The sequence below is a fragment of the Stenotrophomonas sp. 99219_Sma genome, assembly GCF_056480785.1.
Window position 1 is genome coordinate 1435079 of the sequence record NZ_CM151117.1, and the last position, 12990, is coordinate 1448068.

9 protein-coding genes are annotated in these 12990 nt (G+C 68.3%); 7 read left to right on the plus strand and 2 right to left on the minus strand.

All coding sequences use genetic code 11. The features are described from left to right. Window positions 1-13 precede the first annotated feature (13 nt). From ACZK13_RS06530 to dapE, 5 genes are read left to right on the plus strand one after another with little or no spacing between them, the layout of a single operon-like run. A complete protein-coding gene (locus ACZK13_RS06530; protein ID WP_478450829.1) occupies window positions 14-2623 on the plus strand; it encodes a [protein-PII] uridylyltransferase in 2610 nt (869 codons plus the stop codon). Next, complete coding sequence (dapD, locus tag ACZK13_RS06535; protein WP_253143329.1) at window positions 2623-3702, plus strand: 2,3,4,5-tetrahydropyridine-2,6-dicarboxylate N-succinyltransferase; 1080 nt, start codon at window positions 2623-2625, stop codon at window positions 3700-3702. The genes ACZK13_RS06530 and dapD overlap by 1 nt, the downstream gene beginning before the upstream one ends. A 2-nt stretch (window positions 3703-3704) precedes the next feature. Further along, window positions 3705-4574, plus strand: a complete 870-nt coding sequence (locus tag ACZK13_RS06540) for a hypothetical protein (RefSeq protein WP_478482374.1) — start codon at window positions 3705-3707, stop codon at window positions 4572-4574. Window positions 4575-4605: 31 nt separating this feature from the next. Next, a complete protein-coding gene (locus tag ACZK13_RS06545) occupies window positions 4606-4977 on the plus strand; it encodes a Spx/MgsR family RNA polymerase-binding regulatory protein (RefSeq protein ID WP_279912334.1) in 372 nt (123 codons plus the stop codon). After that, window positions 4974-6110, plus strand: a complete 1137-nt coding sequence (gene dapE, locus ACZK13_RS06550) for a succinyl-diaminopimelate desuccinylase (protein ID WP_478482375.1) — start codon at window positions 4974-4976, stop codon at window positions 6108-6110. The genes ACZK13_RS06545 and dapE overlap by 4 nt, the downstream gene beginning before the upstream one ends. A gap of 69 nt (window positions 6111-6179) precedes the next feature. Here the strand turns inward: dapE and ACZK13_RS06555 are convergent, their stop codons facing one another. After that, complete coding sequence (locus ACZK13_RS06555; RefSeq protein ID WP_478482376.1) at window positions 6180-7055, minus strand: tetratricopeptide repeat protein; 876 nt, start codon at window positions 7053-7055, stop codon at window positions 6180-6182. 339 nt (window positions 7056-7394) lie between these two features. Between ACZK13_RS06555 and asnB the strand changes: the two genes are divergently transcribed. Then, the gene (gene asnB, locus ACZK13_RS06560; protein WP_478482377.1) at window positions 7395-9086 is read left to right on the plus strand and encodes an asparagine synthase B; all 1692 of its coding nucleotides are present in this window, start codon (window positions 7395-7397) and stop codon (window positions 9084-9086) included. Between the two features lie 101 nt (window positions 9087-9187). Next, window positions 9188-10576 (plus strand): cation:proton antiporter domain-containing protein, encoded by a 1389-nt coding sequence (locus ACZK13_RS06565; RefSeq protein WP_478482378.1) that lies wholly within the window; start codon window positions 9188-9190, stop codon window positions 10574-10576. Between the two features lie 82 nt (window positions 10577-10658). On the opposite strand, the gene ACZK13_RS06570 is transcribed toward ACZK13_RS06565, so the two are convergent. Beyond that, complete coding sequence (locus ACZK13_RS06570) at window positions 10659-12986, minus strand: penicillin acylase family protein (RefSeq protein ID WP_478482379.1); 2328 nt, start codon at window positions 12984-12986, stop codon at window positions 10659-10661. Window positions 12987-12990: the final 4 nt, after the last annotated feature.

Below are 12990 nucleotides of genomic sequence, written 5' to 3' on the forward strand. Positions count from 1 at the left end.
GCCGGCGAGTTCGCTGCTGGACACGCCGGCCGCGTCGCTCAACGACCCGGACTGGGCTGCTGCCGCGCGCCAGGCGCTGCAGCAGGCCGACGCGCGCCTGTACCGCCGCTTCGACCAGGGCGACAACATCGAGCGCCTGCTGGCGCTGCGGGCGCGCGCTGCCGACCATCTGATCCGCCTGGCCTGGCAGCGCTGCCTGCCGGCCGACAGCGGGCTGTCGCTGTTCGCGGTCGGCGGCTATGGCCGCGGTGAACTGTTTCCGCGTTCGGACATCGACCTGCTGGTGTTCGGCGATCCGCCGGCACAGCTGGCCCATGAGGCGGCGCTGGCGCGCCTGTTCGCGCTGCTATGGGATTGCGGGCTGGCCGTCAGCCATGCGGTGCGTTCTGCATCGCAGTGCCGCGAGGCGGCAGTGGACCAGACCGTGCTGACCGCGCTGATCGAGGCGCGCCCGATCCTGGCCGATGATGTGGCGCGCCGCGCGCTGCGCGAGGCCGTCGACGATCGTGAACTGTGGCCGGCGCGCACCTTCTTCCTGGCCAAGCTGGAAGAGCTGCGCAACCGACACCAGCGCTTCGGCGATACCGCCGACAACCTGGAGCCGGACCTGAAGGATGGCCCCGGCGGCCTGCGCGATCTCAATACGCTTGGCTGGATGGCGTTGCGTGCCTTCGGCGTGCGTGACCTGGAGGCGCTGGTCGGGCTCGGCCATCTGGGCGCAGACGAAGCGGCAGCACTGAAGCGCGAACGTGCGGTGCTGGCGCGGCTGCGCTTTGGCCTGCATCTGGTCGCGCGTCGCCCGGAAGAGCGCCTGCGTTTTGATTACCAGAAGACCCTGGCGGCACGCCTGGGCTTTGAAGACGATGCCGAGAACCTCGGTGTCGAGAAGATGATGCAGGGCTTCTACCGCGCCGCGCTGGTCGTGCGCCGGATCAGCGACCGCCTGCTGCAGCGCTTCGAGGAACAGTTCGATGGCGAGGCGCAGCCGGAGCCGCTGACCGTGGGTTTTTCCCTGCGCCGTGGTTACCTGGCGGCCAACGAAGCCGACTGGCCGCGCGGCGACATCGGCCAGGTGTTCGCGCTGTTCGCCAGCTGGGCCAACAATCCGCAGGTGCGCGGCCTGCATTCGCTGACCGCGCGTGCGCTGGCCGAAGCGCTGCCACTGCTGCCGGCTTACGACCAGGCTGATGCCGATGCACGCGAGCAGTTCCTGGCGCTGCTGCGCGGCCAGCGCCCGGTCGATACGCTCTCGCGCATGGCGCGGCTGGGCGTGCTTGGCCAGTGGATTCCCGCGTTCGCCCAGGTCAGCGGGCGCATGCAGTTCGACCTGTTCCATGTCTACACCGTCGATCAGCACACGCTGATGGTCCTGCGCAACATCGGCCTGTTCGCCAGCAGTCGCGCCGACGAGCGCTTCTCGATCGCGCACGAAGTGTGGCCGCGCCTGCGCAAGCCCGAGCTGCTGCTGCTGGCCGGCCTGTTCCATGACATCGCCAAGGGCCGTGGCGGCGACCATTCGGAGCTGGGCGCGGTGGACGCGCGCGCGTTCTGCCAGGCGCATGCGCTGAGCACGTCCGACACCGAACTGGTGGCGTGGTTGGTCGAACAGCACCTGCGCATGTCGGTGACCGCGCAGAAGCAGGACATCGCCGATCCGGAGGTGATCCATCGCTTCGCCACCCTGGTCGGCAGCCGCGACCGCCTGGACTACCTGTACCTGCTGACCTGCGCCGACATCGCCGGCACCAGCCCCAAGCTGTGGAATGCATGGAAGGACCGCCTGCTGGCCGACCTGTACTTCGCCACCCGGCGCGCGCTGCGCGAGGGGCTGGAACACCCGGTGCCGGCGGCCGAGCGCGTGGCCGAAGCGCGTGACAGCGTGCGCGCGCTGGTGCGCGAGCGGGGTTACGACGATGCCACCATCGATCGCCAGTTCGCGGTGATGCCCGACGAAGGCTTCATCCGCCTGCGCCCGGAGCAGCTGGCCTGGCAGGCTGCCGCGCTGGTGCCGGTGAAGCAGGGCCAGGCGCTGGTGAAGGTACGCCGGATCAGTGTCGACGATCCTGCGCTGGAAGTCTTCGTGCATTCGCCGGACCGCGACGGCCTGTTCGCCGCGATCGTGATGACGCTGGACCGCAAGGGCTACGGCATCCACCGCGCACGCGTGCTGGACGGTCCGGCCGATACCATCTTCGATACCTTCGAAGTGAACCCGGCCGATACCTTCGCCGATGGCAGCAGTGCCAACCTGGAAGCGGCGCTGCGCGAGGCACTCAGTGGTGACCTGTCGCGCCTGCGGCCGTCACGCCGGGTGGTGCCACGGCAGCTGCGGCACTTCCGCTTCGCCCCGCGCATCGAATTCCGCGATGAGCCGGGCGCAACCCGTTTCGCCCTGGTCGCCCCCGACCGCCCCGGCCTGCTGGCCGATGTGGCGTTCGTGCTGCGCAATCAGGGCCTGCGCGTGCATGATGCGCGCATTGCCACGTTCGGCGAACGCGCCGAAGACACCTTCGTGATCAGTGACGAACACGACCTCCCCCTGACTGAACCTGCCCGGCAGCAGCTGCATGACGCGATGCTGGCCTGCCTGGACCCTGATCGAAACGCCGGAGACCCCGCCTGATGGCCACCAAGCCCGCCAAGAAGACCGCCGCGACCCCCAAGAGCGCAGCGGCCCGGAAACCTGCTGCTGCCGCACCGGCCGCGAAGAAGACCCCAGCGCCGAAGAAGGCCGCTGCGGTGAAGGCCCCGGCGAAGAAAGCGGCTGCGGTGAAGCGTGCTGTGAAGAAGCCGGCGCCGTCCAAGAGTGCCGAAGCGGTCCGCGCCGAAACCATCGCCCGCAAGTCGCTGCGCAAGCCTTCAGCCCCGGGCGTGGAAGAGCTGAAGTTCGGCATCGAGAGTGCCTTCGAGCGCCGCGCTACCTTGACCCTGCACGAGCTGGAAGGCTCGACCAAGCCGCTGGTCAACCGCGTGATTGACGGCCTGGAGAGCGGTGAGTTCCGTGTTGCCGAGCCGGACGGCCAGGGTGGCTGGAAGGTCAACGAGTGGCTGAAGAAGGCCGTGCTGTTGTACTTCCGTGTTAATGACATGGCCGTGGTCGACGCCCGTCCGGCGCCGTTCTGGGACAAGGTCGAATCGCGCTTCGCCGGCTATGACGAGGCGAAGTTCCGCCGTGGCGGCGTGCGCGTGGTGCCGGGCGCGATCGCCCGCCGCGGCACCTACTTCGGCAAGGACGTGGTGCTGATGCCGAGCTTCACCAACATCGGCGCCTATGTCGGCGAAGGCACCATGGTCGACACCTGGGCCACCGTCGGTTCCTGCGCGCAGATCGGCCAGCACTGCCACCTGTCCGGCGGCGCCGGCATCGGCGGCGTGCTGGAGCCGCTGCAGGCCAGCCCGACCATCATCGAGGACCACTGCTTTATCGGTGCGCGCTCGGAAGTGGTGGAAGGCGTGGTGGTCGGCCACCACAGCGTGATCGGCATGGGCGTGTTCCTCAGCCAGAGCACCCGCATCTACAACCGTGCCACCGGCGAAATCACCTACGGTTACATCCCGCCGTACAGCGTGGTGGTGTCCGGCTCGCTGCCGAGCAAGGACGGTACCCATTCGCTGTACTGCGCGGTGATCGTCAAGCAGGTTGATGCCAAGACCCGCAGCAAGACCAGCGTCAACGACCTGCTGCGCGGCCTGGCCGACTGAGGATGACGGCGCCGGAGGATCTGGCGCAGTCCGCGATCTACCAGCATCCGTCCGACACCCTGTTCGGGCGGATGCTGCCGCGCCTGCTGCACGCCCCGCGCTGGACCCGGCTGCGCCGCGCGCTGTCGCGGCGCTGGCCGATGCCGGCGCTGGTCAGCGATGTACGCGACGTGGTCTACGTGAGCTGGTGGATCGACGTACGCCACGCGCCGATGCCACCACCAGGCCATCACTACGTGGTCCACGCCGGGCGCACGCCCTACACCATCCTCAGCTACCGGCACGGGCACTTCGGGCCCGCGCTGGCTGGGCCGCTGCGTTCCCTGATGCCGTCGCCACGGCAGAGCAACTGGCGCTGGTACCTGCGTCGCGACGACGATCCGGACGGGACGCCGGTGGTGCTGTTCGACCGCAACGTGATGGACCAGCTGGCCTTCGTCGCCGGCGCGCGCGTTTTCAGCGATGCCATGCAGCCGCATCTGTCCACACGCTTCGAGCATGTGGTGCGCACCGATGGCGATGGGCACACCCTGATCGAAGGCGGGCAGGGCAGTGCGCCGAGGTTGCACCTGCAGTGGCAGGCCGCTGCAGGCTGGGAGGATGCGGCGGCGTGGTCGGCGGCCTTGGACGGCCACCAGGCCCTGCTGCGTTTCCTCACCTGCCAGGACGAGGCCATCGCCCGTACCTGCGACGGCCGCTGGGCCAGCACCCGCATCGCGCTGCCGGTGGAGATCGACAGCCTGCAGCCCCTGCGCCTGATCGGTGAGCAGCAGTGTCCGCGGCTGCAGGCGATGGACTTGGCGCTGCAGGAAGGGCTGGCCTTCCGGCTGCCACGGGTGCCGTTCCGGGTCGTGTCCGAGCGCCTGTTGTGAGATTCTGGCCCTCTGTTTTCCAGCATCACAGATGGCCATGAGCACCACTGTCTACGGTTTGAAGAACTGCGATACCTGCAAGAAGGCGACCAAGTGGCTGGACCGCTTCGGCGTGCCTTACACCTTCGTCGATTACCGCGAGAACAAGCCGAGCCCGGAAACACTGCTGGTGTGGGCTGGGCAGCTGGGGGGCCTGGCCGCGATGGTGAACAAGTCGTCCACCACCTGGCGGCAGTTGCCGGACAACCGCAAGGCCGCCGACTCCGAGGCCGAATGGAAGCTGCTGCTGCGTGAATACCCGCAGCTGATCAAGCGCCCGCTGGTGGTCACGGCCGATGGCACGGTCAGCCAGGGCTTCAGCGACAACGGTTTCAAGGCCCGCTTCGGCGTGGGTGACGCATGAGTGCGGTCCTCGACCTGACCTGCGAGCTGATCGCACGACCCTCGGTGACGCCGGAGGATGCTGGCTGCCAGACACTGCTGGCGGCACGCCTGAAGCAGGCCGGGTTCCAGTGCGATCACCTGCGCTTGGGCGAGGTCGACAACCTGTGGGCGACCCATGGCCAGGGCGCGCCGGTGCTGGTGCTGCTGGGCCATACCGACGTGGTGCCGACGGGCCCGCGCGAGGCCTGGGCCAGCGACCCGTTCACGCCGCAGATCCGTGACGGCGTGCTGTACGGCCGTGGCGCCGCCGACATGAAGGGCAGCGTGGCGGCGTTCGTGGTCGCCGCCGAGCAGTTCGTCGCCGCACATCCCGATCACCCTGGCACGCTGGCGGTACTGCTGACCAGCGACGAGGAAGGCGATGCCATCGATGGTGTGCGTCACGTTGCACGGCTGTTCGCCGAGCGCGGCCAACGCATCGACTGGTGCATCACCGGTGAACCGTCGTCGACCGCGATCCTGGGTGACCTGCTGCGCGTGGGGCGTCGTGGCAGCCTGTCGGCCAAGCTGCGCGTGCAGGGCGTACAGGGCCACGTGGCGTACCCGGATAAGGCGCGCAACCCGATTCACCAGGCTGCTCCGGCCCTGGCCGAACTGAGCGCGCGGCGCTGGGATGACGGCTACGAGAGTTTCCCGCCGACCAGCCTGCAGGTCTCCAACATCCATGCCGGCACCGGTGCCAACAACGTGATTCCCGGCGAGCTGGAGGTGGATTTCAACATCCGCTACAACCCGCACTGGGATGCACCGAAGCTGGAGGCGGAGATCACCGCATTGCTGGACCGCCATGGCCTGCAGTACACGCTGAAGTGGCACCGCAGCGGCGAGCCGTTCTACACCCCGGAAGGCACGCTGCGCGCCACCGCGCGTGCGGTGCTGGCCGAGCACATCGGCCGTGCGCCGGAAGAAAGCACCGGCGGCGGCACGTCAGATGCACGCTTCATCGCGCCACTGGGTGCGCAGTGCATCGAAGTGGGGCCGGTCAACGCCAGTATCCACCAGGTGGACGAGAACGTACGCGTGGACGATCTGGAAGCGTTGCCGGGGCTGTACCAGCGCCTGGTGGAACGGCTGCTGGTGGGAACCCCATGACGGAATGAATCCCGCGATGGTGGGTGCCGACCGTTGGTCGGCACGCCTCCCGCCGGGGCCGCTTCTCTACTATGAAAAAATGAAGAACGGCGGCTCGATCGCTTTCTTCCAGTAACTTGGCGCGGCCATGTAGAAGTGTTGCGCCTCGGCTCTGGCGAACCAGCGCGCCGCCGCGTCGGTGTCTTTCTCCACACCCGGCGCACTGCGGCCCAGCAGCAGACCGGCGAAGTACTGGCCGAACACATTGCCCTTCTCACCGGCGCGCTGGTACAGCTGCAGCGCACGCGCCGGATCGCGCGGCAGTCCCATGCCTTTCTCCAGCAGCGCGCCCAGGTCGACCTGCGCTTCGGCGTCGCCGTGCTCGGCACGACGCTGGATCTGCGCCACCAGCGGATGCACGGTGTCACCCTGTGCGGCCACCGCATCCGGCAGTCGCGACGACGAACTCGGGTAGCGCTCGTAGATCATTCCGCGCAGGTCCCAGCGCAGCGCCTGCTGCGCGTCGCCTCGCTGGCGGTAGGCCTTGGCGAGCCCGTAGAATGCATAGGGATTGCCGTGGTTGGCAGCCGCCAGATAGGCGCGTTCGCCACGTCGCCAGGACGCGCGCAGGACAGGTGCAGGGTTGATGTGGGGGCTGTCGGCATGCTGCAGCCTGCCGGAGATCCAGATCCGGCCCAGTGCTTCTTCCGCCTTGGTGTTGTGGAAGGTCCAGGGCGTGACCGCGGCAGCACGCTCGTAGTAGGCGACGGCGCGCGGATCGTTGAAACGTTCGAAGGTCTGCGCAGTGTCCCAGGCTCCGTCGAAGCTGCCGTCGGTGCCGCGTTGCTCCAGTGCCTGCTGCTGCGCCAGCGGCAGCGTGGAGGGCGGAGGCAGGGTCTGGCAGGCGGCCAGGCCCAGGCAGAGCAGGGCGGCCAGCGCCGCGTTGCGTCCAGTGCGGTGTTGCATTTCCATTACACGTTTCACGGCGGGCCATTATGCGCGCCGGGGAGTGGTTGCCAACGCAACGGTTGCGCCGTGCCGGAAACCGGGGTAGGGTCGATGCCATGTCGATCCGCCTGGCCACCGCCGTCAATAACAACAACCGCAATAATCTGCGCGCGAATAATCGTGCGCGGCCGATGCGGGACTGCGCCCTGGGTAGATAGACAGCAACACACGCCCGGACACCAGAAAACCCGCATCAGCCGATGCGGGTTTTTTTGTGCCCGGGCGCAGCCCCACCCGGGCCTGGATGGCCGGTCGAACACCCTCCCACCCGTGAAATCCCCCAACAGGAGCTCTCCCATGTGTTCGATCTTCGGAATCTTCGGCCTGCAGGCCGGTGACGATCTTCCCGCCCTGCGCCGCCATGCGCTGGAACTGTCGCAGCGCCAGCGCCACCGTGGCCCGGACTGGAGCGGCGTATACCTCGACGAAGGTGCGCTGCTGGTCCATGAGCGGCTGGCCATCGTCGACCCGGCCGGTGGTTCGCAGCCGCTGCTGTCGGCCGATGGCCAGCTGGCGCTGGCGGTGAACGGCGAGATCTACAACCACCAGGCATTGAAGGCGGCGCTGACCACCGCCTACGACTTCCAGACCGGCTCGGACTGCGAGGTGATCAACGCGCTGTATCGCCAGGGCAGTTCGCCGGCGCAGTGGCTGGAACAGCTCAACGGCATCTTCGCCTTCGCGCTGTGGGACCGCGACAGCGGGCGCGTGCTGGTGGCGCGTGACCCGGTGGGCGTGGTGCCGCTGTACTGGGGCCACGATGCCCAGGGGCGCCTGCGGGTGGCCTCGGAAATGAAGGCGCTGGTCGATACCTGTGCCGACGTCGCACAGTTCCCGCCGGGTCACTACTTCGACAGTGCCAGCGGTGAGCTGGTGCGCTATTACCAGCAGCCGTGGCGCGACTACGCTGACGTGCAGGGCCGCCAGGCCGACCTGGCCGAACTGCGCCAGGCCTTCGAGCATGCGGTGGAGCGCCAGCTGATGAGCGACGTGCCGTATGGGGTGCTGCTGTCCGGTGGCCTGGACTCGTCGCTGGTGGCGGCCGTTGCCGCGCGCTATGCGCGTCGCCGCATCGAGGATGGCGGGCAGACCGAAGCCTGGTGGCCGCGCCTGCATTCGTTCGCGATCGGCTTGAAGGGTTCGCCGGATCTTGCTGCTGCGGCGATCGCTGCCGAGGCTCTTGGCACCGTGCATCACGGCTTCGAATACACCTTCGAGGAAGGCCTCGACGCGCTGCCGGAAGTGATCCGCCACATCGAAACCTACGACGTCACCACCATCCGCGCCTCGACGCCGATGTTCCTGCTGGCACGGCGGATCAAGGCGATGGGCGTGAAAATGGTGCTGTCTGGCGAGGGCAGCGATGAGATCTTTGGTGGCTACCTGTACTTCCACAAGGCGCCGGATGCACGTGAATTCCACGACGAGCTGGTGCGCAAGCTGGACGCGCTGCACAACTACGACTGCCTGCGCGCCAACAAGTCGATGATGGCCTGGGGCGTGGAGCCGCGCGTGCCGTTCCTCGATCGTGAGTTCCTTGATGTGGCGATGCGCTTCGATGCCGCGCACAAGATGGTCGGCGCCGGCTTTGGCGGGCGTCGCATCGAAAAGGCGGTGCTGCGCGAGGCGTTCGACGGCTACCTGCCGGACAGCATCCTGTGGCGGCAGAAGGAACAGTTCAGCGATGGCGTTGGCTACGGCTGGATCGACGGGCTGAAGGCGCATGCCGAAGCACAGGTGAGCGACCGTGTACTGACGGCGGCCGACAAGCGCTTCCCGCACAACCCGCCACAGACCAAGGAGGCGTACTACTACCGCCACCTGTTCGAGCAGTTCTTCCCCAGCCGTGCGGCGGCCGAGACCGTGCCGGGCGGCAAGTCGATCGCCTGTTCGTCGCCGGCCGCCATTGCCTGGGACGCCAGCTTCGCCGCGGCCGCAGATCCGTCGGGCCGCGCGATCGCAGGCGTGCACGAACAGGCACTGGCCTAAGCCCTCAAAAAAGGGGACGGAGGGGATTAAGTCGTTTGTGCCACTAACGACTTAATCCCCTCCGTCCCCTTTTTGTATGATCGCCCCCTGCGCATTGGGGAATGTTCATGGACGTACAGGCAGGCGGCGACGTGCCGCCAACGAAATGGGGATGGCGTTATCTGGCCTGGGCCGGGGTGCCGTTGCTGGCTGGCGTACTGCTGGCGCGGTATGCCTGGCCGGCGGCGCCCGAGGCGGTTGCCCGCGCCACCGCCGCCGATGAAGGCGGCTGGGCTCAGCATCTGGCGTCCCCACTGGGCCTGTTCCTGCTGCAGCAGCTGCTGCTGCTGCTGGTGGCCAAGGGCGCGGGCGCGCTGCTCAAGCGCTTTGGACAACCGGCGGTGATCGGCGAGATGGCCGCTGGCCTGATGATGGGGCCGCTGGTGCTCGGCAGCCTGCTGCCGCAGCTGCATGGTGCGTTGTTCCCGGCCAGCTCGCTGGGTCCGCTGGGCATGCTCAGCCAGCTGGGCGTGCTGATGTTCCTGCTGGTAGCCGGTGCCGAGCTGGACCTGGCGGCGCTGCGTGGCCGCCGGCGCTTCGCCTTCACGGTCAGCCATGCCGGTATTGCAGTGCCGTTCGTGCTCGGCGTGGCGCTGGCGATCTGGCTGTATCCGCAGCACGGTCCGCAGGGTGTGGGCTTTACTGCTTTCGCATTGTTCGTCGGCATCTCCATGAGCATCACCGCGTTCCCCGTGTTGCTGCGCATCCTTGCCGATCGTGGGATCACACAGACGCCATTGGGCCAGACCGCGATCGCCTGCGCGGCATTGGGCGATGCCACCGCCTGGTGCCTGCTGGCCTTGATCGTCGCCGCCGCCCAGGCCAGCGGCTGGTTGCCGGCCAGCCTCAACCTGCTGTGCGTGGTCGTGTTCGTGGCGCTGATGCTGGGGCTGGTGAAGCCGTGGTTTGCCCGCCAGCAGATTGCGCCGGGCCGTGAGGGACGTTGGTTGCTGGGTATCCTGCTGCTGTCACTGGCGAGTGCGCTGGTCACCGAGATGCTGGGCATCCACGCGTTGTTCGGTGCATTCGCTGCGGGCGTCGCGGTATCGTCCAACGCGCAGCTGCGCGACCTGTTGATGGCCCGCGTCGAACCGTTCGCGGTGACCCTGCTGCTGCCACTGTTCTTCGCCATGACCGGCCTGCGCATGCGCGCCGATGCGCTGCAGGCCAGCGATATCGTGTTGTGCGTGGTGGTGATCGCGGTGGCCACGGCCGGCAAGCTGCTGGGCACCTTCAGTGCCGCGCGCAGTGCGGGCATGCCCACGCGCGAAGCGTGGCGGTTGGGGGCGCTGATGAACACCCGTGGCCTGATGGAGCTGATCGTGCTCAACCTGGGCTACGAGCTGGGCTTGCTCGGCGATCGGCTGTTCGCGGTGCTGGTGATCATGGCGTTGGTGACCACGGCGATGACCGGGCCGCTACTGAACCTGATCGAGCGGCGCCGGGGCTGAGCGCTGGACGGTCGTGCCGGCCGCTGGCCGGCATCCAGGCTGGTGTGTCCAGCATCATGAGGTTGCCGGCCAGCGGCCGGCACTACCGCGCCGGTACCAGCGTCATCGTGTGCTGCGCTTTGCCGGGCAGGAACGGTGTCGGCCGCCCATGCACCCAGTCTTCGTGGCCGGCGCCCCAGTACGGCGACAGCGGGTGCCCGCTCTGGCCGCCGGGCATGTGCACGATGCCGTCGGCCTCGTGGCCGGGCGAAACCACCATGCGTTCGGAGGCGCCGAAGTTCGGCGTCTGCACGCGCGGCATGTCACGGTCACCGGGCAGGGGATCGGCGGGCATGCACAGCCAGCGCTTGGCGATGTCCGGCAATGCACGCGCGATGGGATGGCAGAGCGTCGCGGTGTTGCGCTCTCCCCAGGTGCGCTGGGCCAGTGGGCCCTGCTTGGCCAGCTCGCTCTCGGTGCGGCGTGCGGCATCAAGCAGCAGCGCGTCCCAGCTGTCGTAGGCCGGTGGCAACAGGTTGGCGGGGCGTTGCTGCAGCATCGGCCAGGCCACGCCTTCCAGTTGTGCCAGGCGCGGGTCCAGATAGTCATCGCCCAGCTGCGCGTTGGCCGGTGCCAGCAGTGCTTCGGACAGGGTATCCATCACCTGCGTGCGGAACGCGCGCACCACCCGGTAGCTGACCGAGCCGGCCGAGGCCCGGCCGCCCCATTGATGGCTGACCGCCTTCAAGCGCTTCAGTGCAGGGTCGTCACTGCGTTCGATGACGTCATGCAGCAACGCCCACCAGCGCTGCAGGAACACGGCGCGGTCGTCGAGCTGGATCGCCAGCAGGTCGTGTTCGTCGAAGCGGTCCTGGATGGCGAGCAGGTCGCGGATCTGCTGCGCACGCGCGCCGAGGTCATAGCCACCGTTGCCGACGCTGGCCAGCGCCTCGCCGTCGAGGACGCGTCCGTTGGCGGTCCACAGGCGATGGTTGGGGGGATCGATCAATGCAGGCGAGGCATCGCTGCGGATCGGCCACGGTGCGCAGTCCTGGTTGCTGGCGGCCGTGAAGCCGGCCGGCGCACAGCCGGGGCCTCGGTCGGGGCGGGCGCCGATCAGGCGCCAGGCGATGCGTCCGCTGCGGTCGCCGACCACCAGGTTCTGTGCGGGAATGCCGGCACGGTCGGCGAAGTGCAGTGCACCGTCCAGGTCACCGGCGCGGGCCAGATCAGCGAAGTCCAGGCGCACCGCGCCGGGCAGGTGTGCGACCCAGCGCAGGGCATCGCCACTGCCATCGGCATGGGTGTGCAGGATCGGCCCCCAGGCGGTTTCGCGTACCGGGAACAGCACGTCGGCCTGGCCGGCCACCGCAATGCGTTCTTCGTGCACGGTCACCGTGGCGTTGGCCGGTTCCGTGCGGTAGTCCGCCGTGTCGATGTAGCTGTTGGTGAAGCCCCAGGCGACGTGGCCGTTGCTGCCGACGATCACCGCCGGCAGGCCAGGCAGCGAGAAGCCAGTGACGTCGACCTGGCCGCCGGCGGCCTGCGGGTCCGGATAGCGCAGGCGCACCCGGAACCACAGCCCCGGCGCACGCAGGCCCAGGTGCATGTCGTCGGCAACGATCGCGCGGCCGTCGGCGGTGAGTGCGCCGGCCACCGCGAAGTTGTTGCTGCCGATGACGTCCGCCTCCTCCTGCTCGGTGCCCGGCTTTCCCTTCAATGTGCGCAGATCGAGCTGGCTGGCATCGGGCAGAATCGCATTGCCGGTGGCTTCGCCAAACAGCGGTGCATCCCATTCGGTGCCGTCGTGGGCAATCAGCGCGTACAGCGCCGGCGGCACCACCGCACGGATGCGGCTGAGGGCAAGCTCGGTCTGGTTGTTCGGGTCCTGCAGGTCGGCGTACATGGCCAGCCCGGCCAGCACGCTGTCGCTGGCCTGCCACGGTTGCGGTGACTGCCGCAGCAGCAGGTAGGCCCATGGCCGCACGGAGAGATCGGTAAGGCCTTCGTTGACGCCATCCACATAGGCGCGCACGACCGCGCCGTTGTCGCCCAGCGCGGTATCCAGATGCGCCTCGGTGCGGGCGCGCAGGCGGTGCACGCGCATGCGCTTGTCGGCGTCGATGGCCTTCGGTCCGAACAGCGCCGACAGCTCGCCGGCGGCACTGCGGCGCATCAGGTCCATCTCGAAATAGCGTTCCTGCGCATGCACATGGCCGAGTGCGCGCATCGCGTCGGCCTGGCTGCCGGCAGTGATGGTGACCACCCCCAGCGCATCGCGCTCGATGGTGACCGGCTTGGCCAGGCCCGGCAGCGCATGCTCGCCGTCCAGGTCGGCCAGGCTGCCGCGCAGCAGCAGCCACAGGGCCAGTGCGGTGACCAGCACGATGGCGACCAACACACCCAGCACCCAACGCCATGTACGTCGCATCGCA